Origin of the sequence: Streptococcus mitis (genome assembly GCF_022137125.1) — a bacterium.
Taxonomy (GTDB): domain Bacteria; phylum Bacillota; class Bacilli; order Lactobacillales; family Streptococcaceae; genus Streptococcus; species Streptococcus mitis_CE.
The window spans coordinates 231,922-254,069 of record NZ_JAKNEQ010000001.1 but is presented as its reverse complement, the minus strand read 5'-3'; the positions used below and the strand labels follow the sequence as shown (position 1 = coordinate 254,069).

19 protein-coding genes are annotated in these 22,148 nt (G+C 42.1%); 2 read left to right on the top strand and 17 right to left on the bottom strand.

All coding sequences use genetic code 11. The features are described 5' to 3' along the window. Position 1: 1 nt before the first annotated feature. The 14 genes from L0P31_RS01270 to L0P31_RS01205 all read right to left on the bottom strand — a co-directional run bounded on the left by L0P31_RS01270 (position 2) and on the right by L0P31_RS01205 (position 13,097). Positions 2–1,105: a glycosyltransferase gene (locus L0P31_RS01270; RefSeq protein WP_000225887.1), complete on the bottom strand. Its 1,104-nt coding sequence runs from the start codon at positions 1,103–1,105 to the stop codon at positions 2–4. Next, complete coding sequence (locus tag L0P31_RS01265) at positions 1,095–1,940, bottom strand: LicD family protein (RefSeq protein ID WP_080977751.1); 846 nt, start codon at positions 1,938–1,940, stop codon at positions 1,095–1,097. Before L0P31_RS01265 ends, L0P31_RS01270 begins: the two co-directional genes overlap by 11 nt. 120 nt (positions 1,941–2,060) lie before the next feature. Further along, positions 2,061–3,371 carry an LCP family protein gene (locus tag L0P31_RS01260; protein WP_049516090.1) on the bottom strand — a complete coding sequence of 437 codons (1,311 nt, stop codon included), beginning with the start codon at positions 3,369–3,371 and terminating at the stop codon, positions 2,061–2,063. Continuing rightward, positions 3,368–4,216: a prephenate dehydratase gene (gene pheA, locus L0P31_RS01255; protein ID WP_238095417.1), complete on the bottom strand. Its 849-nt coding sequence runs from the start codon at positions 4,214–4,216 to the stop codon at positions 3,368–3,370. Before pheA ends, L0P31_RS01260 begins: the two co-directional genes overlap by 4 nt. Further along, positions 4,213–4,689, bottom strand: a complete 477-nt coding sequence (locus L0P31_RS01250; RefSeq protein WP_238095415.1) for a shikimate kinase — start codon at positions 4,687–4,689, stop codon at positions 4,213–4,215. Before L0P31_RS01250 ends, pheA begins: the two co-directional genes overlap by 4 nt. Beyond that, a complete protein-coding gene (gene aroA / locus L0P31_RS01245; protein WP_223340141.1) occupies positions 4,682–5,965 on the bottom strand; it encodes a 3-phosphoshikimate 1-carboxyvinyltransferase in 1,284 nt (427 codons plus the stop codon). The genes L0P31_RS01250 and aroA overlap by 8 nt, the downstream gene beginning before the upstream one ends. A 91-nt stretch (positions 5,966–6,056) precedes the next feature. Beyond that, positions 6,057–6,395 carry a YlbF/YmcA family competence regulator gene (locus L0P31_RS01240; protein ID WP_084950335.1) on the bottom strand — a complete coding sequence of 113 codons (339 nt, stop codon included), beginning with the start codon at positions 6,393–6,395 and terminating at the stop codon, positions 6,057–6,059. A 53-nt stretch (positions 6,396–6,448) separates the two neighbouring features. Further along, the gene (locus L0P31_RS01235) at positions 6,449–7,030 is read right to left on the bottom strand and encodes a hypothetical protein (protein WP_084950333.1); all 582 of its coding nucleotides are present in this window, start codon (positions 7,028–7,030) and stop codon (positions 6,449–6,451) included. Positions 7,031–7,040: 10 nt separating this feature from the next. After that, positions 7,041–8,144 carry a prephenate dehydrogenase gene (locus tag L0P31_RS01230; protein ID WP_084864902.1) on the bottom strand — a complete coding sequence of 368 codons (1,104 nt, stop codon included), beginning with the start codon at positions 8,142–8,144 and terminating at the stop codon, positions 7,041–7,043. 9 nt (positions 8,145–8,153) lie between these two features. Beyond that, a complete protein-coding gene (aroC, locus tag L0P31_RS01225) occupies positions 8,154–9,320 on the bottom strand; it encodes a chorismate synthase (protein ID WP_049502175.1) in 1,167 nt (388 codons plus the stop codon). A 9-nt stretch (positions 9,321–9,329) separates the two neighbouring features. Further along, positions 9,330–10,397, bottom strand: a complete 1,068-nt coding sequence (aroB, locus tag L0P31_RS01220; RefSeq protein ID WP_049499661.1) for a 3-dehydroquinate synthase — start codon at positions 10,395–10,397, stop codon at positions 9,330–9,332. A gap of 18 nt (positions 10,398–10,415) precedes the next feature. Continuing rightward, positions 10,416–11,270 carry a shikimate dehydrogenase gene (locus tag L0P31_RS01215; RefSeq protein WP_238095413.1) on the bottom strand — a complete coding sequence of 285 codons (855 nt, stop codon included), beginning with the start codon at positions 11,268–11,270 and terminating at the stop codon, positions 10,416–10,418. Beyond that, positions 11,260–11,937, bottom strand: a complete 678-nt coding sequence (aroD, locus tag L0P31_RS01210; protein WP_000767764.1) for a type I 3-dehydroquinate dehydratase — start codon at positions 11,935–11,937, stop codon at positions 11,260–11,262. Before aroD ends, L0P31_RS01215 begins: the two co-directional genes overlap by 11 nt. After that, complete coding sequence (locus L0P31_RS01205; protein ID WP_238095411.1) at positions 11,934–13,097, bottom strand: class I SAM-dependent rRNA methyltransferase; 1,164 nt, start codon at positions 13,095–13,097, stop codon at positions 11,934–11,936. Before L0P31_RS01205 ends, aroD begins: the two co-directional genes overlap by 4 nt. Before the next feature lie 149 nt (positions 13,098–13,246). Between L0P31_RS01205 and L0P31_RS01200 the strand changes: the two genes are divergently transcribed. After that, a complete protein-coding gene (locus tag L0P31_RS01200; RefSeq protein WP_238095518.1) occupies positions 13,247–15,364 on the top strand; it encodes an LTA synthase family protein in 2,118 nt (705 codons plus the stop codon). Between the two features lie 66 nt (positions 15,365–15,430). Here the strand turns inward: L0P31_RS01200 and L0P31_RS01195 are convergent, their stop codons facing one another. Together L0P31_RS01195 and L0P31_RS01190 are read right to left on the bottom strand one after the other, a co-directional pair. Then, entirely contained in the window at positions 15,431–17,065 is a 1,635-nt protein-coding gene (locus L0P31_RS01195; RefSeq protein ID WP_238095409.1) for a hypothetical protein, read from the bottom strand. After that, positions 17,046–17,795 carry an ABC transporter ATP-binding protein gene (locus L0P31_RS01190; protein ID WP_049509515.1) on the bottom strand — a complete coding sequence of 250 codons (750 nt, stop codon included), beginning with the start codon at positions 17,793–17,795 and terminating at the stop codon, positions 17,046–17,048. The genes L0P31_RS01195 and L0P31_RS01190 overlap by 20 nt, the downstream gene beginning before the upstream one ends. Before the next feature lie 177 nt (positions 17,796–17,972). On the opposite strand from L0P31_RS01190, the gene L0P31_RS01185 reads away from it, so the two are divergent. Further along, positions 17,973–19,427: an alpha-amylase gene (locus L0P31_RS01185; RefSeq protein WP_049499670.1), complete on the top strand. Its 1,455-nt coding sequence runs from the start codon at positions 17,973–17,975 to the stop codon at positions 19,425–19,427. Between the two features lie 89 nt (positions 19,428–19,516). On the opposite strand, the gene alaS is transcribed toward L0P31_RS01185, so the two are convergent. After that, on the bottom strand, positions 19,517–22,135 hold the full coding sequence (gene alaS / locus L0P31_RS01180) for an alanine--tRNA ligase (RefSeq protein WP_238095408.1): 2,619 nt from the start codon (positions 22,133–22,135) through the stop codon (positions 19,517–19,519). Between the last annotated feature and the right edge of the window lie 13 nt (positions 22,136–22,148).

The following is a 22,148-nucleotide window of genomic DNA, read 5'->3' as shown; positions in this document are numbered from 1 at the left end:
GCTACTCCTCTAATAGTTTTTCTACTTGTTCGATTTGTTTGGCAATTGTAAATTGTTGAATGAATTGGCTAGCCTCATTGACATCAAAGTTTGAGGCAGAGGTCATGTAGTTCGTAATTGCCTGAGCTGCCTCTTGATTGCTCTCAATGATTTGTCCAAATCGTCCTTCTTGTGATAGTTCCTCAGCCCCTCCGACATCCGTAGAGACAAAAGGAAGTCCCAGACTCAAGGCTTCCACATACACTCCAGGAAAACCTTCTTGTTTAGACATAGACAAGAGAACCTTCATCTGAGATAAATACTGATAAGGATTTTTTTGATAACCAAGGAAATGTACATAGTCTTCAAGCTCATATTCTTTAACTCGTTTTTTCAGTTCCTCTTCCATATCTCCAGCCCCGATAAAATAGAGATGATAGTTTTTTCCCTCTTGGTGTAATAATCGTATCACTTCCACCACACGGTCAGAACCCTTATTTTCCTCAATCCGTCCGATAGTACAGATACTTTGAGGCGCAATCTCGATATCGATCTTCTCTTGAGATTTTTCTAAAATAGTCTTAAAATCATATCCATTGTAGACTGTCTGTAATTTCGAAGCATAATCTGGATAGACTTCCTTGATAGAATTGCTGGTTTTATTCGAAATTCCTACAATGGTATCCGCAGCATCCAACTGGCGTCTATGTGACTCCCTTTTTGAGCTATCCTTAAGAAATTCTTCGATACTTCCATGAATCCAAGAGATTTTCTTGACTTCTTTTCTTTTAGAGAACAACAGTGGAGGATTCATAATAGTAAAAGAAACTTCAACATCATAGTCATCTTTCACAAGCAAACGACGGGTCAGTCTTGGAAAATAAATTCTCATTCTCCACAAAAGAGCTCGAATCCATCTGGCTTGGCGATAATCCTGAAAGGATTTTAAAATGCGTACATGCTTGGGAACAGATTCATATCCCTTATCAAAATGTTCCATTTCAAGAATATCAATATCATACTTTTCTGGATCTAGATTTGAAACAATGGTAGATAGAATCTTCTCTGCGCCACCCCCGAGAGAAAAAGACCACATAAAAAATAATATTTTTTTCTTAGCCACCATATTCTCCCTTGTATTCTGTATAAGACTTATCCATATCAGCGATGACAGCATCATGATGTGGTACTTGCTTGTCTGCTGGTGGAGGTGTCATATAATCCCCAAAAGCAGTGCTGAGATAAGCATCATAGCCGACTGGAACGGGCATCTCTGTCTCTTCAAATGGCAAGAAAAGATTATCCTCAAAAGATTCGATTAGGTACTTGTTTCTCATGTAACCAGGACCCGAGCATAATTCCGTGATTCCATCGCTCTCAGCTAGACTGTACTTGGTCATTTCTTTTTCAGCTTTTTTCCAAATTCGATAACGAAGAGATTTCGGCGTCAAACCGAGCAAAATGCGACTTCCCCATTTCATAAGTGCGCCATGCTTTTCTGGAATAGTTTGCGCACAAAAGAGTGAATAAATCAAAGCCCAACGAACCTGTTTTTTACGCTCAGCTGGATTTTTAGGGTAATAATCCAAAGGCAACACATCCAAGGCCAAACCATGTGGCAAATCCAAATCCTGTTGATAAGGTTTGATACAGGTCGTTTCCTTGTCACGAATGGTAATAAAAAGATTGCGGTCGACAAAATCCTTGTTACTCTTTGACAAGAAATAACGTTCATCTGCATAACGAGGCCATAATTCTGCCAATTTTTCATAATCCTTACGGGGCATAAAAAAATCTAAATCATCATCCCAAGGAATAAAACCCTTGTTTCGAAGGGCACCAATAGCACCTCCACCACAAAGATAACAAAGCAAATCATGTTCTTTACAAAAGGCCACAAAATATTCAGCCATCTCCAGACTTCGAGCCTGAATTGCTTTTAAATCAGTCATATTGTTCATTATTCTTTCTATCGTATCGTTCCATTATACCACAAATAAGGGATGAAAATCTATTGCAGACTGTAAAAAATCAAAGCCTGACTGCTGGATAAATAGCCTTCAAACTTTGATTTTTCTATCTTATCTCATTCCCATTTGAGATAGCTTGGTTTGATATTTATTTTGGTCTACTAAGAGTGCCTGTCCTCCATAGACATCATAGGCATCGACCCAATCACCTAGTTCTGGAACTGTTAATCTCTCAATGCCATTTTGCGCTCCATCTAGGAAGGATAAACCATTGGTCAATAAGAAACTATAGGGAACATTCGTAGAGGTCATGCCAAAGACCTTACCAAGTGCTTCTGATCCAGTAAAAAGTTTGGTTGGATCCTTGAGTTGCTGCAGAACAGCTGTCAGCACTTGCTGTTGTCTCTTGGTACGACCATAATCACCTTCGTCATCATCACGGAAGCGAGCATAATTTAGCAAGGTTGAGCCGTTCATCTGCTGTTTCCCAACTTTAATAGTCTGGGTTGGTGACTCTGTTTCCGTAGCATGTAAATCATCTCCGACTGTAGCTTCGGTTAAAGGTTGACCTTCTAAGGTTGAGAATTTGGCATCAATCGTCACACCATCAGGAAATAGAGTGTCAATAGCAGTTGCGAAGGCCTGGAAGTCTACCAAAGCGTAGTACTTAATGTCCAAGTCAAAATTGTCTTTTAGGACTTTTCGAACCATTTCTGCCCCTTTTTGCCCCTCTTGTTCCCCTAGTTCATAGGCTACATTTAACTTGTTATCTGTTTGTTTCTTCCCATTGATAATCTTACTATATCCATCAATATAAACCAAGTTATCACGCATAAAGCTGACCAGCTTGATTTTCTTATCTGAGCCACCAACGTTTAGAACCATAATCGAGTCCGTTCTCGTCTCAGCACTATTTTGGCCAATCCGTCCATCTGTTCCCATGATCAAGATATTAACCCCATCCTTGGTATCTTGACCATGAAAAACTTCTACTTGAGCTGCCTTAGCATTGGCAGGTTTGGTTGGATCCGCATTTGAATAGCCTTTTAGGAACATAAAAATCATGCCAAAACCGACACAGGCTAGAAGAGCAAGCAATCCTGCAAAAATGCGCCCCCAACGAATCTTACGTTTTTTGGACTTAACCTTTGGAAGAGAATGGCTTTTCTGGTATTTTTTTGCACGACTACGGTTACCATAGGATGGAAGAGGAGACTGATTGATTGGTTCCATGAAAGACTCTTCCATATCATGATTTTCACTATGAATTTCTGGTGAAGCTTCACTACCACTAGCCATATTTAACTTACCTTGCAAGTAAGCAAACTCTTTTTTCTCTCGCTCATTGAGATAATGAATGTTCTTAAAGAGATAGTCATAACGTAACTGCTCATGATGACTTAAGGGATTTTCTTTACTCATCTTCTCTCCTTTCCGTGGTCTGATATTGGATAAATAGGATAGGCTCCCAGAACTTTATACTGGATTCCAATCGCTTCTAATTCTTTTTGGGCAAAGTGGACCAAGTCCTTATCGGCATAATCCACATCGATAATGAAAAAGTATTCTCCCAGTGCTGTCTTGAGTGGTCGACTTTCAATTTTTGTCAGGTCAATTCCTCTCCAAGCAAAGGTTGAAAGAGCCTTGTAGAGGGCACCGGGAAGGTTGTCAGGTAAGGTCAAGGCCAAACTCATTTTCTCCCTTTGTGCTTTCAAGGGAATACCAGGCTTTTCAGCTCCCAAGACCCAGAAACGTGTGAAATTGGCTTCCATTTCCTGAATATCCTCGGCAATCAGTTCCAAGCCATATTCTTCAGCAGAACTTCTTGGTGCAATGGCTGCATAAGGCTGGTCTGGATGTTCGGAAATAAAACGGGCCGCATAAGCTGTACTAGCTGTTACCTCGATTTGGGCCTCTGGATATTGTTCATCGATGAATTTCTTTCCTTGAGCCAAGGCCTGTGGATGTGAAAAAATCTTTTCAATCTTAGTATGACCTGGAATCACCATCAAGTGCTGATGAATAGGCTGAACGATTTCTGCCACTGCTTGAATGCGAGCCTGATGAAAAAGGTAGTCCAAGGTTTCATGAACACTACCCTCGATAGAATTTTCAACTGGCACCACAGAATAGTCCACCAAGCCTTGCTCATAGGCCTTGATAACATCTGTAATATTGGCAAAGGCCTGCAATTCCTCATGAGGAAAAGCTGTCTGCACAACGTGGTGTGAAAATGATCCCTTGGGACCTAGATAAGCAATTTTCATCTTAGTTCCTCTATAATTTCCTCTGGGCTTAGCTTGGTCACATCCAAAACCCGACTAGCCACTTCCTCATACCAAGCCTGTCTTTCTTGAAAAATAGCTGCTAGTTCTTCCTTGCTATTATTTAGAAAAAGCGGACGCTGATTATCCTTATCAGCTGCGATACGTTGGTAGAGGGTTTCAAAATCAGCTTTCAGGTAGATATTATCAGAATTTGTCTTTAGTAAGTCACGATTTCGCTGAGAAATGACTACGCCTCCACCAGTTGACACAACTTGGTCCCTTTGTAGTAAATCGTCTAGGACTTCTGACTCTATCTGACGAAAGGCACCTTCTCCCTTTTCAGCAAAAAAATCCGCAATGGACATACCTAAGCGCTTCTCTATCAGAGCATCCATATCAAGGTAATTAGGGTCCAAGCCTCTTGCAATAGTCGATTTGCCAGCCCCCATAAAGCCTAATAACACCTTAGCCATGAATCAAGCTCTCCAAATCATCAAAGAAGCTAGGGTAGCTGGTATTGATGGCTTCTGCACGGTCAAGCTCCACCTCTCCATCTGCTACCAAAAGAGCTGCGATAGCCGTCATCATGCCGATACGGTGATCACCAAATGTATTGACTCTAGCACCGTGAAGGGCTGATTTCCCTTTGATAATCATCCCATCAGCTGTAGGAGTAATATCTGCTCCCATGCTATTTAAGGCGTCTGCTACCACCTGAATGCGGTCTGTTTCCTTGACCTTGAGTTCCTCAGCATCCTTAATAACCGTTACACCTTGAGCTTGGGTCGCTAGGAGAGCAATAATGGGCAATTCATCAATCAAACGTGGAATCAAGGCACCACCAATCTCTGTTCCTTTCAGGTCTGAAGACTCAACAGTTAAGGTAGCAGATTTAGCGACTGGATCGATTTCAGTTATTTCCAATTTTCCACCCATAGCGCGAATGACATCAATAATACCAGTACGCGTTTCATTAATGCCCACGTTCTGCAGCACTAGACGAGAGTTTGGAACAATCAATCCTGCGACTAGCCAAAAGGCTGCACTAGAAATATCTCCTGGCACGACCACCTTTTGTCCTGTCAATTTTTGTGGCCCTTGAACTGTGATTTTCTTGCCGTCTACACTTAAATGACCACCAAATTGTTGTAACATATCTTCAGTATGATTACGGGTGCACTCTTTTTCGATAATCACTGACTCACCCTGAGCCTGCAAGGCCGCGAACATCAAGGCTGACTTGACTTGGGCAGAGGCGATTGGCAATTCATAGTGAATAGGTGTTAAGGTTTTCGTCCCTTTTAAGTGAAGAGGAGGCAGGTCTCGATCAGTTTGCCCTGAAATGCTGACACCCATTTTTTTCAGAGGAATCGTCACACGGTCCATAGGACGTTTGGAAAGACTATCATCTCCGAACATTTCAACTTCAAAATCTGCACCAGCAAGGACACCTGAAATCAGGCGAATCGAGGTTCCAGAATTTCCCATATCAAGGGCATTTTGTGGCGCTTTTAAGCCATCCATACCCACACCTTGAATAGTAATAACCCCATCTTTATCCTCAATGTCAACACCAAGGTCACGAAAAACCTGCATGGTTGAAAGAACGTCTTCACCTCGCAGAATATCATAAACCTTAGTCTCACCCTCAGCCAAACTTCCAAAGATAATAGAACGGTGGCTGATAGACTTGTCACCTGGGACGCGGATACTGCCATGTAAGTGGCGAATGTTTGTTTTTAGTTTCATACTGGACCTCATACTTGCAATACTTTTACCTATTTTATCATAAAAAGCCAGAAATTCCTTAAAAATTCCTGACTTTATGATAGTTATTTTCTTATTTTAGCAATTCTGAAACTGGTTCGAAAACAATTTTTTCAATGTCAGAAAGGTAAATTGCCAATTGTTGTTGCTTGGTAAAGAATTCTGACAAGAGACTATTTCCTTGAATCTGTTTACCAAAGCCTTCCATTTTAGCTTGGAAGGAAGCATCTGGCATTTGACCTGTCTGTGCTAGTTTTTGAATTTCCTCTTGAAAGGCAACGTATTCTGTAAAGATTTTGCTTGCCTCAGCATCTGCTGCAATCGCATCTTTAGCTGCTTTAACAGCCTTATATTCTGCTAATTCGCGTAGGCCGCGACTGAGTTCGTTTGCACTATCGTAAATATTTGACATGATTTTCTCCTTATTTATTTCTTTTAAAATTAATAGTCACTCTGTGGTCTTTATTATTGTGCAATCACTTTTATATGACCTCTTGAATGTCCATTGCTTAATTCCTTATCTGGTATATACTCTATCTTCAAAGTTCCTAAATTAGAACCTGTTTTTATTTCATTTGACATAAGATTATCAAAATAGTTATTTATCTCATCATCAGATAAGGATGATTCAATCGATTTAACAATATCATAAAATACTTCTTTCATTCCCGCAACACCAGATTCACTATTTTCATTTGTCTGATTAATTGTTACATTGATTTTATCAGTATCATTTGCATGTAAAAGTTCCAAGTAGTATCCGTAGCTTGATGCGAAATATTTTATTTTTATATTTCCTTTTTTGATATTTTCTAATGGGCTATTAGAATGTTGATTATAGCTATTGATAAACTCATTAATAATTCTATCGTCTACATACTTTGAATTGGTTTTCTCTGAACTTGTTTCCTTCTTGGAAGATTCGTTTTTTGTCTCGACACTTGCTTCTGAATTGCTTTTCACATCTTTTTTAACAGCACAAGCACTAAGTAGGATAAAAGAAATAAAGATAACACCAAATATGAATTTAAGCTCTATTTTAGGCATGATTTTCTCCTTATTTAATGACGACTGTATAGTCGGTATTTTCTGTTATGAGGTGCTCGGCTCTTTCCAAGTCTTGAGCATTTTTAAATGAAATTTGTAGAATCCCGTGAATATCTTCACGGTTTTCCTCATTGATGTGAATATTAACCAAGGAAGTTCCACGTAGCAGTTCCAAAATCCTCAAGATGACATCTTCTTCATCGGGAACGTCAACATAGAGGTCGTAAGAACTGTCCACACCGCCACGCTTATGTATTTCCATGGCCTGACGTTGCTCACGCGCTTGGTTGAAAAAATTCCAGATTTGCTCCTCATCTCCCTTGCTGATGGCTTGTCCAACCTCATCTAAACGTTCCTTAAAATCCTCAATTCGATCCAGAATAGTTTCACGATTGGACAAAAGAATGGAAGTCCACATACCCGGCTCGCTTTCCGCAATCCGAGTCATATCTCGAAAACCACCGGCCGCAAAGCGCCTTGCCATCTCATGTTCTTGAGCATAAACCGCGGTCTGCTCCATAAGACTGGAAGCCAGAATATGAGGAAAATGGCTAATCTGAGAAGTCACTCGATCATGCTCCTTGGCATCAATCTCGATAAATCGGGCATGAAGACCTGAAAGCAGATCCTTCATTTCCTCAAGCGTATCCTGACTTGTCAGGCTCGAAGGTGTGAAGATATAATAGGCATTTTCAAAGAGATTGACATCCGCAGAAGCTGCTCCTGTCTTATGACTACCAGCCATGGGATGGGCCCCGACAAAGCGAACAGGCTTGCCAGCCAAATATTGCTCCGCCGCATCTACGATGGCTGACTTGGTCGAACCGGCATCTGAAATAATCACACCTTCTTTCAAGTCCAAGTCAGCCAATTCCTTAATAAAGGAAATGGTTTGTTTGATTGGCAAGCTAAGGATGATGACATCTGCTAAAGGAGCAAAACTGGCAAAATCATCTGTTGCACGGTCAATCATGCCTTCTTTCAAAGCAATATCTCTCGAAGCTTGACTGCGATTATAACCTAAAATTTCATAATCTGGATGATCACGTTTGATACCAAGTGCCATAGAGGCACCAATCAAACCAAGACCTGCGATATAGATTGTTTTTGCCATAGGAACTCCTTAATAGTTCTTTGTATAGTCTCGGTGTTTGGCCACTGCTTCTTTTAATTCCTCTAGATTGTCTGATGAGAATTTTTCAAGGATTTCTTGTGCCAGAACCGTTGCCACAACGGCTTCCATGACAACACCTGCTGCTGGAAGAGCCGTCGGATCACTTCTCTCCACAGTTGCCTTGTAGGGTTCGTGGGTTTCGATATCCACACTCATGAGTGGTTTGTAGAGAGTAGGAATGGGTTTCATGACTCCACGAACAACGATGGGCTGCCCATTGGTCATACCACCTTCAAAGCCACCCAGATTGTTGGTACGGCGAGTATAGCCGTCTTCTTTAGACCAGAGAATTTCATCCATAACTTGGCTACCTTTGCGGTAACCAGCTTCAAATCCAAGGCCAAATTCAACCCCTTTAAAGGCATTGATAGAAACAACAGCTTGGGCCAATCTTGCATCCAATTTTCTGTCCCATTGGACATAGGAACCAAGACCAACTGGAACACCTCCGACGACTGTCTCCACAACCCCACCGATGGTATCACCGTCACGCTTGATTTGGTCAATATAATCCTTGATTTCCTGTTCCCTTTCTTGGTTGACAATAGAAACTTCTGACTGGGCAGCTCTTTCCTTAATCTCAGCAACCGTGAGATTCTCAGGAACATCGATTTCCTTGCCACCAAAGACTACGACATGGTTGACAATTTCTATATCCAGCTCAGCCAAGAGGCGTTTGGCTACTGCCCCAACTGCCACCCGCATGGTGGTTTCACGGGCAGATGAACGCTCCAAAGAATTTCTCAAATCGTCAAAACGGTACTTGATTCCCCCAACCAAGTCGGCGTGACCGGGACGAGGATGGGTGATTTTTCGTTTGCTTTTAAGGCGGTCTTCAATGTCCTCCACAGACATGATGTCCAGCCATTTTTGGTGGTCCTTATTGATGATATCCATGGTAATAGGAGCCCCTGTCGTCTTCCCATGGCGAACACCCGAAGTAAAGACAACCTGGTCACTCTCAATCTTCATACGACCACCGCGGCCATATCCACCCTGACGACGTTTCAAATCCTCATTGATGTCCTCTGCTGTCAAAGGGAGTCCAGCTGGAATTCCTTCAATGATAGCCGTCAGACGGGGGCCGTGTGATTCTCCTGCAGTTAAATATCTCATACACTCTCCTTATTTTACCAAGTAGTCTTTCATCTCTTCCAGAGAAACTGGGTGAATAGTCGCTGAACCGAGCTCTGGTACCAAGACCAATTTCAAGGTATTGCCACGCGCTTTCTTGTCATGAGTCAAAGCCTGATAAAGCTTGTCAACATCCCAGTTTTCATAATCAACAGGCAAGCCAAATTTCTGACACATATCTGTAATGGACTGAGTTATGCCAGCTGGCATAAGGCCTTTTTCCTCAGCTACCTTGGAAATCTGCACCATGCCCATGGCAACAGCTTCTCCATGCATGACCTTGCCATAACCGGCCGTTGCTTCAATAGCATGACCAATAGTATGGCCAAAATTGAGGTAAAGGCGAACACCATTGTCCAACTCATCCTCAACTACCATCTTACGCTTAACCTGGCAAGAATGTTCAATTAAAGTCTCTGCATGTTCCAGAATGCTCTCTACAGAACCATCTAGCTCCGTCAAGAGAGCCCAAAGTGCTGGATCCTCAATCAAGCCGTACTTGATAACCTCACCCATTCCTTCAATCAACTCTCTTTTTCCGAGAGTTTCAAGAACAAGTGGATCAATCAGAACCCCGTCTGGTTGGGCAAAGGTACCCACCATATTCTTAGCAAATGGAGTATTGACGCCCGTCTTTCCGCCGATAGAAGAATCCACCTGGGCAGTCAAACTGGTCGGAATCTGAACAAAATGAATCCCCCGCATATAGGTAGAGGCTACGAAACCAGCCAGATCTCCAACGACACCACCTCCGAGAGCCACGATTCCATCGCTACGAGTCAACCCCTGCTTAACTAGAAATTCATAGACTTTCTGGACAGTGGTTAAATTCTTTCTTTCTTCCCCTTCTAAAAAGTCAAAAACTGCTACCTGAAAACCAGCATCTTCTAGGCTGAGCTTGACCTTCTCTGCATAAAGAGAAGCTACATGGTTGTCTGTCACAATGACTACCTTTTGTGGTTGCCAGAGTTCTCGCAACCATTGACCAGCCTGAGCCAGACAGCCTTTTTCAATCTGAATATCATAAGGATGATGAGGAATATCGATTCTGATTTTCATAGGAGAATCTCCCTTTCTTTATTGGTATTTTTCTGTTAAGGACTGCCAAATCTCTTCTGTTGGCATTTCCTTTCCTGTCCACAGTTGAAAAGCTTCTGCAGCTTGATAGAGCAACATTCCCAGACCATTGACAACTAGATTCCCCTGACTTCTAGCCCATTTCAAAAATGGTGTTTCAAAAGGTTGGTAAATGATATCAGCTACTAAAAGAGTTTCTGATAGGACAATGTTTTCAGGAACTGGAGATGATTGACTATCCATCCCTACACTTGTCGCATTGACCAGTAAATCCGACTCAGCAATCCTTGCTTGCAGTTCAGAAACATCTTCTAAAGCATACAAGTCCACTTTAAAGCCTGTTTGCTCCTGTAACTTGTCTAGATAAGGTCTTGTTTTTTCCATAGAAACGGAACGAACAAAGACCGAAATCTGACTGACGCCGTCCAAAATAGCTTGTGCCAAGATTGATTTAGCCGCACCACCTGCTCCCAGCAGGGTCATCTTTTTACCTGAAATTGTAAAAGAAGGCAAGCTCTTAAAAAATCCCTTGCCATCTGTATTATATCCAATTAAATTGCCATTCTCATTGACAACCGTATTGACCGCACCAATCAAGCGCGCTTCGTCACTCAGCTCATCCAAATAAGGAATCACCTGCTCCTTATAGGGCATGGACAGGTTTATGCCAAACATCTGGTAGCGACGAATATTGGCCACTGTTTCTGCCAAATCACCCGCTTCAATCTCCCAAGCCACGTAAGCACCATTGGTAGCTGTCGCCTCAAAGGCACTATTGTGAATAAAGGGGGAAATAGAATGCTTAATAGGATTGGCAACAACTGCAGCTAAACGTGTATAGCCATCAAGCTTCATCCAAAATCTCCCTGATTTTTTTCATGTTAGCTAGGGAAATCTGCCCAGGAGCACTAGCCTCATCTAGACTAGCAAAAGACCAGCTAGAACCTGTCACATCCGCAGTGATACGAGAGACCTTGCCCACCTTGCCCATAGAAATCGTCACATATTCCTGCTCAGGATTGAGGATTTTAAAGCCTCGTGTATAGTTCATCAAGTCTAAGACATCCTGCTCCGTGTGAGCCATCACTGCAACCTTAACAAGTTTTGGATTTAGGCTCGTCAACTCTGACAAGATTTCCATCATATTTTCAGGTGTTTCTTGGAAATTGTGGTAACTCAAAACGAGATTTGGGAAGTCCAGCATTTCCTCAAAAACATCCTTGTAGCTGTAATACTCAAAATCAATATAGTCTGGTTGATAGAGTTGCGCCACTTCCTTGATTAAATGGATATATTCTTCTGGAGAAAGGTCGATTTCTCCCCCTTCAGAGCGAGTTCGCAGAGTGAAAACCAACTCACGACCTGCAAATTTTTCAAAAATCGCTGGAGCTACCTGCAAAATCGCTTCTTTAGGCAGATAGTCGGCACGCCATTCAATGATGTCGGCATCCAGATACCTCGTGGCATCCAGAGCCTGAGCCTCCTCTAAACTTCTTGGCATTACTGAAACGATTAATTTCATTTACTAACCTTCATACTAATCACCTTGAGGTAATTACTACTTTCATCTTTTTTATTATAGGCGAAATCTGCTGGAAGACCGTATTTGTTTAAAATCTGGTAACTTCTTCCTGCAAAGCCTTTATCAATTTGTTCTGTAAATTTCTGGCGGGATACATTGGCAGCATTGGAACTGGCAATAATAATCCCTTCCGGATTTAAAATCTCAAGACTCTGGGAAATCAACTTGTGATAATCCTTGGCCACAGAGAACGTTTGTTTTTTGTTCCGAGCAAAGCTAGGCGGATCTAGGACAATCACATCATAGGTCAAGTCTTTTCGCTTAGCATATTTGAAATACTCAAAGACATCCATGACTATGAAACGATGGTCGTCGGTGCTGATTCCATTTGCCTGAAAATGCGCTTGAGATAATTCTCGTGAACGTTTGGCTAAATCAACAGAAGTTGTCTGGCTAGCTCCTCCCATGGCTGCAGCTACTGAAAAGGCTGCTGTATAAGAAAACATGTTGAGCAAGGATTTACCCATAGCCAATCCATCCACTAAACTACCGCGAACTTCATGCTGGTCTAGGAAAATCCCTGTCATCAAGCCATCATTCATAAAGACTTGATAGAGGACACCATTTTCCAAAACAGTGAAGAAGTCGGGTGCTTCTTGACCATAAACATGGGCAGATTCATAGTCCAAACCCTTAAAACGGATCTTCTCATATGCTCCTAAAACCTCAGGAAAAACCTGTCTAAAGGCTTCTGAGATAACCTTGCGAATCTGATATACATAAGAGTTATACCAAGAAAAGACAGCATAGTCGCCATAAAGGTCCACTGTCAGACCGCCAAAACCATCTCCCTCTTGGTTGAAGAGACGAAAGGCAGTTGTCAAATCATCTTGATAGTAGGCACTTCTCTTTTCTTTAGCTTGTCTAAACAGCGTTTCAAAGAAAGCTTGATTGAAGGTCACCTTGTCTTTGCTAACAAACCAGCCCAAGCCCTTGTTTTGCTGAGAAAGGTAGGCAGTACCAAGAAAGTTTCCATCTTGACTATGGACTTCTACTTCCTGATCCTTGAGATTGACATTCTCAAGATCACTGGCTTCTAGTAAAACAAGCCCCTTTGAAAGCTTTTTTTCAACCCGTTTGTTGACTCTTATTCTATTCATAGTCACTATTATAGCAAATTTTGTGACAATTCTCAAAAAAGAAACTACCCTTGCTTTTTTACTCTAGTTTTAAAAAATGGTATACTAATACTAATAAAAACTTAGGAAGTAATTGTGTGAGAATCAATTTTAACAAAATCCAAAAAGCCATGGGTACCAGACTGGGTTTTGTCCTAACCCTTTTAATCCTCTATTGGCTCAAAACCTTATTAGCCTATACCGTTGACTTCAATTTAGATATTCAAGTGGGCAAGCTGCAAGGGAATTACCTTGCCTTTATCGCTTTTTTCAATCCCCTTCCCTTGGGATTGCTCCTGCTGGCTCTAGCCCTCTATGCTCGCTCAACCAAGGCCTTTTACAGTCTTAGTATAGCTATTTACAGCCTTTTATTCATTTGGCTCTATTCCAATGTCTTTTACTATCGAGAATTTAGCGACTTTATCACGGCTAATACCATGAAGGTGGTCAGCAAGGTGTCTGTTGGTACTGCGGAACTAGAGTTACTGCGCTTTTGGGATTTCATCTATTTTATGGATTTCCCACTGCTGGCTTTCCTTCTCTATAAAAAATTCATCCAGCTGGATAGAAGACCCTTCAAATTCCGCTCCAGTGTTGCCATCACTGCTCTCTCGGCCCTGCTCTTTTCAGCTAACCTTTTCTTAGCTGAAATTGAGCGTCCCGATCTCCTGTCGCGAGGATTTTCCAATTATTATGTTGTCCGTGCCCTTAGTTTGCCAGCCTTTTTAGGCTATAGTGCCAACCAATCCTACAGTGCAAACAAGGAACGGGCTAAGGCCTCTGAGACTGACCTTCAACCTATTACAGATTATATCCAAGAACATTCGGCTAAGCCCAATTCAGACTATTTTGGCTTGGCCAAAGGAAAAAATGTGATTTATCTCCACTTAGAGAGTTTTCAGCAGTTCCTACTTGACTATAAACTCAACATAGATGGAACTGAGCATGAAGTCACTCCCTTCCTAAATTCACTCTACCATTCGCAAGCAACCCTAGCCTTTTCGAATATCTTTAACCAAGTCAAGGCTGGTAAGACCTCAGATGCGGAAACCATGCTGGAGACTGGTTTGTTTGGACTTGACCAAGGTTCCTTTATGGTCAATTACGGTGGTACCAATACCCAGCAGGCAGCGCCTTTTATCCTATCAAAAAATGGCTACCAATCAAGTGCTGTCTTTCACGGTAATATCGGGACCTTCTGGAATCGAAATACAACCTACAAACAATGGGGCTACCAATACTTCTTTGATGCATCCTATTTTACTAAGCAAGACAGTAGCAATTCTTTCCAATATGGTTTAAATGATAAAATCATGATGAAAGATTCTATTCAGTATCTGGAGCATTTACAGCAACCTTTTTATGCTAAGTATATCACGGTGTCCAATCACTATCCTTATGCTAGCAATCTGACTGGCGATGAGCTTGGTTTCCCCTTGGCCAAAACCAAAGATGAAACGATCAATGGCTACTTCCAAACAGCTAACTATCTGGATAGTGCTATCAAGGCCTTCTTTGACTATCTCAAAGAAAGTGGCCTCTATGAAAAATCCATCATCGTCATCTACGGAGACCATTATGGAATTTCTAACTCCCGCAATCCTGACCTGGCTCCCTTGATTGGCAAGACTTCTGAGAACTGGTCGAATTACGACAATGCCATGTTGCAACGAGTGCCTTTTATGGTGGTCATGCCTGGCTATGAAAAAGGACAAATCATCAATACCTACGGTGGACAAATCGATATCTTACCGACTCTTGAACACCTCCTTGGTATTGAGTCCAATTCCTTCCTACAAGTTGGACAAGATCTTCTGTCTCCAGATCATCAAGAAATCGTTGCCTTTCGGACTGCCAATTCCTTCGTTACACCAAAATACACCAGTTATGACGGACGAACCTACTATACTGAGAGCGGTCTTGAAATCAGCAACCTTGATGAACAAGCTCAGACTGAACTAGAAATCGTTCGTCAAGCAGCCAGTCAACAGCTGAAAATTAGCGATCAGATTCAAACTGGCGATTTGATACGTTTCTACCAAGCAGATCATCTTGGAAAAGTTGATACAGAAAGTATTTCTTACCTCAATTCCTTGCCAATTCTGCAAAAGATTGAGCAGGAAAAAGGAAGTCAATCAACCAGTCTCTTTAGCCAACGACAAGGTAAAACCAGTGCTGACCTTTTCAAGGCACCAAGTTACCAAGAACTCCATCCAGAGTCGGCAGAAACCGAATCAAAATCACAATAAAAATGCTCTTCCGTCTTGGAGGAGCATTTCTTTTTATAAAATTTATCAAGTAAGCGACAAACTACCTCATCTTTTTTCTATTTCTGTCAATATGCGTGACAGGTAATAATAATAGCTAAAAATAGCAAGGCCAAGCAATAGGATAAGAACTCCTACTCCCAAGCTAATGGCAAGGATAGGGGAGAGAGACCGAACCAAGAATAAGCTCCCTATTACAAGGGCCATTAGGATTGCACTATAAATAAACAATAAAACCATTGCTACTATACGATTTGAACGGTTCACCAATTCCGTAATGCTACTCCAATTGGTTGACAGATTTTTCACGTCCTTAAGGTAATGGTGGCAAGAAAGGATGACACTGGCAAGGATCCATGCCACAAGAAGGTAAATCATCGAAAGGATGGGCAAGCCTAGATATAGAGAAAGGCCAAGTAAAGTCAGAACTGGTAAAAAGGACTGGACAGCAAATATAATCCAAAATTTCACTTTCACATAACGAGCAAAGTCAAAGGGTAAACTCTTAAGAAAATCAACATTTTCCCTCTCCAAGGACAAGGCAATTGAATGCAGGCTGGTGATATTGTTATTGACAACTGCTATAAAGAGAGCTATAAAAAACAAGGGTAACCAGTATGGAGGATGAATGTCTGGAACTATCTGAGAATCTCGGATTTTGGAAATCAGACCAATCATCATGAGATAGGGAAGGAAAGCACTTGTAAAAAGCACTGTAACCACGCCAGTTCCCTGTCCCAAGAGAGAGAGGTTGTAGCGCAAAACCATGCGGAAAAATCCCTTTTTAGTAGTTGAAATTCTCTCCTTGCTGCGACGTTCTTTCTTGACCTTCTCCTCACTGTTAAGCAGAATCACGTCATAAAAACGAGGAAAAACCTTCTTTTTACTCAAGTAAAGCAAGAAGAGAGTTAGTCCTATCCAAGCGAGCAGACCCAGGATGGCTTCTGTCGAAAAAGGCTCCACTGCTATTTTGTAAAAGAGATGAATAGGGTAAAGGAGAAATGGAATGTCTCTAACTTTGTCAACAATACGTCCAGAAGTCGACTGTAGAAAGAAGACAAATATTAAAGGTATGAGAACTCCTATCCCAATCATCACATTCGAAAAAATAGACTGATACTTTCTGAAAACCGTAGTCTGAGCCAAGAAATGTACTACCACTACCATCACTAAAGCCAAAGAGACAAATAATAAGGCCAAAGACAGCAACATCAAAGGCAAACCCAGCCAAAAAGAAGGTGCTAGCCTAATGTAGAGGACTAGAAAATAAGCTAGGATTGGTATAATTCCAGCTAGAGCTGGCAAGAGGACAGACAGACCTTTGGCAATTATAATCTCTGATTCTTTAAAGGCATAGGGCCTATAGGAGACCAGGTCCTTACTCTCATAAAAGACATTGTAAAAAGCTGTGAAAGAAGTTGAAAAGGCAAGCACCAGTAAAATAGCAACCATGCTACTAAAAAAACTTGGCATTTCCTCAAAAGGAAAACGAAAGGCTATATTTATAAACATGAAAAGCATCAAGAGACTAGAAAAAATGTAAGAACTTAGGACTCTAGCGGAAACATTTACTTTTTTCCCAGGATTCTTAGCCTGCTTCTTTCGTAGGTTAGCCAGATTAGCTTCTTGAAATGAATAGAGGATATTGATATCAACTAATTTTTTAATGACCTTGAGACGCATCTGAAACCTCCTCTTTTCTACCAGCAAGGCTAAGGTAGATACTTTCCAAAGACTGGTCTGGGTGGTCTTTTCTCAAGTCCTCTACGCTACCACAATAAATCAAATGCCCCTTTTTCAAAATGGCAATCCGATCACAGACTTGCTCTGCCACCTCTAGGACATGGGTTGAAAACAAAACTGTCTTGCCTTTTTGCGCATGCTCCTTCATCATTTGCTTCAAATCAAAGGCAGCCTGGGGATCCAAACCAGTCAAGGGTTCGTCCAAAACCCAAATATCGGGATCAGACAAGAGTGCCCCAATGACAAAGACTTTCTGACGCATTCCGTGAGAAAGGGTTTCAATAACCTGATAACGATTTTCAGCAAAATCAAAAACACTCAATAACCTAGCTAGACTAGCCTCCAAGTCAGAGCTAGTTAGCTCATAGGATGAGGCAATCAATTCCCAAAATTCATTGGCCGTTAAGCGTAAAAATAAGTCAGGCGAGTCTGCTACGTAGCCAATCTTTCGTTTAATAGCCAAGCGATTTTCAGATAACTCCTGACCGTCTACCAAAATACGACCACTGCTGGGTGAAATAATACTGACTAAGGATTTTATGGTGGTCGATTTTCCAGCTCCATTATGGCCAATCAAGCCCATAATCTCTCCATTTTCAATCTGCAAATTGAGATTGCTCAAGGCCTCTTTATCACCATACAACTTACTAACATTTTGAAATTCAATCATGAGAAATCTCCTCTCTTTATCTATGTAATTCACTATCATTATAGCGCTTTCATTTTAAAAATCAACACTTTATCTTGAATAGTTGAAATACATGTCTTCTATTTTACGCAAACGTTTGAGCTAACCGATACTTTATGATAGAATAAAGAACAAGATTGACAAGTAAGAGGAAAAATCATGCAAAATCAAACACTCATGCAATACTTTGAATGGTATCTGCCCCATGACGGCCAGCACTGGACGCGTCTGGCTGAAGATGCTCAACACCTTGCTAATCTCGGTATTAGTCATGTCTGGATGCCACCAGCTTTTAAGGCAACCAATGAAAAAGATGTCGGCTATGGTGTCTATGACCTATTTGACCTTGGAGAGTTCAACCAAAAAGGGACAGTCCGTACCAAGTATGGTTTCAAAGAAGACTATCTTCAAGCTATTCAAGCCCTAAAAGCACAGGGAATCCAGCCTATGGCCGATGTGGTACTCAACCACAAGGCTGCAGCCGATCACATGGAAGCCTTTCAGGTTATCGAAGTAGACCCTGTAGACCGTACGGTTGAACTTGGAGAACCCTTCACCATCAATGGCTGGACTAGCTTTACCTTCGATGGTCGCCAAGATACCTACAATGACTTCCACTGGCACTGGTACCACTTCACAGGTACAGACTATGATGCCAAACGCCGTAAGTCTGGGATTTATCTGATCCAAGGTGACAATAAAGGCTGGGCAAATGAGGAATTGGTCGATAACGAAAACGGAAACTATGACTACCTCATGTATGCCGACCTAGACTTTAAACATCCTGAAGTCATTCAAAATATCTATGACTGGGCTGAATGGTTCATGGAGACAACTGGTGTAGCTGGTTTCCGCTTGGATGCCGTTAAGCACATTGACTCTTTCTTCATGCGCAATTTCATCCGAGATATGAAGGAAAGATACGGTGACGATTTCTATGTTTTTGGTGAATTCTGGAATCCTGACAAGGAAGCCAATCTGGACTATCTTGAAAAAACGGAAGAACGCTTTGACCTTGTCGATGTTCGTCTACACCAGAATCTCTTTGAAGCCAGTCAAGCTGGCGCAAACTATGACCTTCGTGGTATTTTCACAGATAGCTTGGTTGAACTCAAGCCTGATAAGGCTGTGACCTTTGTCGACAACCATGATACCCAACGAGGACAAGCCCTTGAATCGACTGTTGAAGAATGGTTCAAACCAGCAGCCTATGCCCTCATTCTGTTACGCCAAAATGGCCTTCCATGTGTCTTTTACGGCGACTACTATGGGATTTCAGGGCAGTATGCTCAACAAGATTTCAAAGAAGTCCTTGACCGCCTCCTAGCCATCCGAAAAGACTTGGCCTATGGAGAACAAAATGACTACTTTGATGATCCTAACTGTATCGGTTGGGTACGTTCAGGTGCTGAAAATCAATCCCCAATCGCAGTTCTCATCTCAAATGACCAAGAAAACAGCAAATCAATGTTTATCGGCCAAGAATGGGCTAACCAAACCTTTGTAGATCTACTTGAAAACCACCAAGCTCAAGTTATCATCGATGAGGAAGGTTATGGACAATTCCCTGTCTCAGCTGCTTCGGTAAGTGTCTGGGCAGCCAATACTATCTAATAGCTTATAATCATCAAGCCAGATCCAAGCGGATTTGGTTTTTTTGTATTCACAAAAAGACCTACCCAAGTGGATAGATCTTTATTATCTTACAATTTACCTGCTACTGCATCCAACAATTCTTGGATCTTAGCTTGGTTGCTTCCTCCTGCCATGGCCATGTCTGGTTTACCACCACCACGTCCATCGACGATTGGTGCTAATTCTTTGACAAGGTTTCCTGCATGAAGGTCTTTTGTCTTGCTTGCTACAAGGACATTAACTTTGTCCCCAATTGCTGCAACAAGGACAAGAAGATCAGAGTAGTCTTTTTGTTTCCAGTTATCCGCAAAAGTACGAAGGGCACCAGCGTCAGATACAGATACTTGGCTAGCAATGTAACGGTGACCGTTGACTTCCTTCACATCCTTGAAGATGTCGCCTGCGGCTGCAGCTGCGGCTTTTTCTTTCAACTCAGCATTTTCCTTTTGAAGTTGACGAAGTTGTTCTTGGAGTCCTTCTACCTTGTGAGGCACTTCCTTGACTTGAGGTGCTTTCAAGGTTGCTGCGACAGCTTTAAGAGCGTCTTCTTGTTCACGGTAGGCTTCAAAGGCTTCCTTACCAGTCACTGCCAAGATACGGCGAGTTCCTGATCCGATCCCTTCTTCTTTGACAATCTTGAAGAGACCAATCTCAGAAGTGTTGCCAACGTGGGTACCACCACAAAGCTCGATAGAGTAGTCACCGATAGTGACAACACGGACTTCCTTGCCGTATTTCTCACCAAAGAGGGCCATAGCACCCATTTCTTTGGCAGTGTCAATATCCGTTTCAACAGTTTCTACAGCAATGGCTTCCCAGATTTTTTCGTTGACTTGCTGTTCAATCGCACGCAATTCTTCAGCAGTTACTGCTTGGAAGTGAGTAAAGTCAAAGCGAAGGAATTCAACTTCGTTAAGAGAACCTGCTTGTGTTGCATGATTCCCAAGGATATTATGAAGGGCAGCGTGAAGCAAGTGAGTCGCAGTGTGGTTTTTCATAACACGGTGACGACGATTTGTATCAATTGCCAAGGTATATTCTTGGTTCAAGGCAAGCGGTGCAAGAACTTCAACTGTATGAAGGGCTTGTCCGTTTGGTGCTTTTTGAACATTTGTCACAGTAGCCACAACCTTACCTGACGCATCCAAGATTTGTCCGTGGTCAGCGACCTGTCCACCCATTTCAGCGTAGAATGGCGTTTCCGCAAAGATAAGAGAGGCAGTTCCTTCTGACACAGCTTCTACTTCTGCATTGTCAGCCACGATAGCTACCAATTTAGAAGACAATTGGCTAGCATTGTAGTTAAAGACACTTTCTACAGTGATGTTTTGAAGGGTTTCATTTTGCATCCCCATTGAGCCACCCTTGACAGCTGAGGCACGCGCACGCTCTTGCTGTTCTTTCATGGCTGCTTCAAATCCTTCACGGTCTACAGTCATCCCAGCTTCTTCAGCGATTTCTTCAGTCAATTCAACTGGGAATCCATAAGTGTCATAAAGTTTGAATACATCTTGACCAGCAATGACAGATTGACCTTTTTCTTTCAAGTCTGCTACGATGCCTTGGGCAAAGTGTTGACCTGAGTGAAGGGTACGGGCAAATGACTCTTCCTCGCTCTTAACGATTTTCTCAATAAAGTCACGTTTTTCAAGCACTTCTGGGTAGTAGCTTTCCATAATTTTTCCAACAGTTGGAACGAGTTTGTAAAGGAAAGGCTCATTGATACCCAATTTTTGACCATGCATAGAGGCACGGCGGAGAAGACGACGGAGGACATAACCACGACCTTCATTTCCAGGAAGGGCACCATCACCGATAGCAAATGAAAGAGAACGGATATGGTCTGCAATAACCTTAAAGCTCATGTTGTCGCCATCTTGGTCATAAACCTTACCAGACAATTTCTCCACTTCACGAATGATCGGCATGAAGAGGTCTGTTTCAAAGTTGGTCTTAGCCCCTTGGATAACTGCCACCAAACGCTCCAAGCCAGCGCCCGTATCAATGTTCTTATGTGGCAATTCCTTGTACTCGCTACGAGGAACAGCAGGATCTGCGTTAAATTGTGACAAAACGATGTTCCAGATTTCGATGTAACGGTCGTTTTCGATATCTTCTGCAAGCAGGCGAATACCGATATTTTCTGGGTCAAAGGCTTCTCCACGGTCAAAGAAGATTTCTGTATCTGGTCCAGAAGGTCCTGCACCGATTTCCCAGAAGTTGTCCTCGATTGGAATCAAGTGACTTGGATCCACTCCCACTTCAATCCAGCGGTTATAAGAATCTTTATCATCTGGATAGTAGGTCATGTATAGTTTTTCAGCAGGAAAATCAAACCATTCAGGGCTTGTCAAAAGCTCATAAGCCCAAGTGATCGCTTCGTCACGGAAGTAATCCCCGATAGAGAAGTTCCCCAACATTTCAAACATGGTATGATGACGAGCAGTTTTCCCTACGTTTTCGATGTCATTGGTACGGATAGCCTTTTGCGCATTGGTAATACGGGGATTTTCAGGGATGATGGTCCCGTCAAAGTATTTCTTAAGGGTTGCTACCCCAGAGTTGATCCACAAAAGAGTTGGGTCATTTACAGGAACCAAACTCACTGATGGTTCTACTGAGTGACCTTTGGTCGCCCAGAAATCAAGCCACATTTGGCGTACTTGTGCACTAGATAGTTGTTTCATATTGTCTCCTTAT

Coding starts and splice junctions, on each gene's coding strand:
- L0P31_RS01215 (WP_238095413.1), bottom strand. CDS start 11,270: ATGAAGCTTGATGGCTATACACGTTTAGCTGCAGTTGTTGCCAATCCT.
- L0P31_RS01250 (WP_238095415.1), bottom strand. CDS start 4,689: ATGGCTAAGGTGTTATTAGGCTTTATGGGGGCTGGCAAATCGACTATT.
- L0P31_RS01200 (WP_238095518.1), top strand. CDS start 13,247: ATGGGTACCAGACTGGGTTTTGTCCTAACCCTTTTAATCCTCTATTGG.
- L0P31_RS01240 (WP_084950335.1), bottom strand. CDS start 6,395: ATGTCAAATATTTACGATAGTGCAAACGAACTCAGTCGCGGCCTACGC.
- L0P31_RS01185 (WP_049499670.1), top strand. CDS start 17,973: ATGCAAAATCAAACACTCATGCAATACTTTGAATGGTATCTGCCCCAT.
- aroA (WP_223340141.1), bottom strand. CDS start 5,965: ATGAAACTAAAAACAAACATTCGCCACTTACATGGCAGTATCCGCGTC.
- L0P31_RS01270 (WP_000225887.1), bottom strand. CDS start 1,105: ATGGTGGCTAAGAAAAAAATATTATTTTTTATGTGGTCTTTTTCTCTC.
- L0P31_RS01265 (WP_080977751.1), bottom strand. CDS start 1,940: ATGAACAATATGACTGATTTAAAAGCAATTCAGGCTCGAAGTCTGGAG.
- L0P31_RS01230 (WP_084864902.1), bottom strand. CDS start 8,144: ATGGCAAAAACAATCTATATCGCAGGTCTTGGTTTGATTGGTGCCTCT.
- L0P31_RS01260 (WP_049516090.1), bottom strand. CDS start 3,371: ATGAGTAAAGAAAATCCCTTAAGTCATCATGAGCAGTTACGTTATGAC.
- alaS (WP_238095408.1), bottom strand. CDS start 22,135: ATGAAACAACTATCTAGTGCACAAGTACGCCAAATGTGGCTTGATTTC.
- aroC (WP_049502175.1), bottom strand. CDS start 9,320: ATGAGATATTTAACTGCAGGAGAATCACACGGCCCCCGTCTGACGGCT.
- L0P31_RS01190 (WP_049509515.1), bottom strand. CDS start 17,795: ATGATTGAATTTCAAAATGTTAGTAAGTTGTATGGTGATAAAGAGGCC.
- aroD (WP_000767764.1), bottom strand. CDS start 11,937: ATGAAATTAATCGTTTCAGTAATGCCAAGAAGTTTAGAGGAGGCTCAG.
- L0P31_RS01235 (WP_084950333.1), bottom strand. CDS start 7,030: ATGCCTAAAATAGAGCTTAAATTCATATTTGGTGTTATCTTTATTTCT.
- pheA (WP_238095417.1), bottom strand. CDS start 4,216: ATGAAAATTGCTTATCTAGGTCCCAAGGGATCATTTTCACACCACGTT.
- aroB (WP_049499661.1), bottom strand. CDS start 10,397: ATGAAAATCAGAATCGATATTCCTCATCATCCTTATGATATTCAGATT.
- L0P31_RS01195 (WP_238095409.1), bottom strand. CDS start 17,065: ATGCGTCTCAAGGTCATTAAAAAATTAGTTGATATCAATATCCTCTAT.
- L0P31_RS01205 (WP_238095411.1), bottom strand. CDS start 13,097: ATGAATAGAATAAGAGTCAACAAACGGGTTGAAAAAAAGCTTTCAAAG.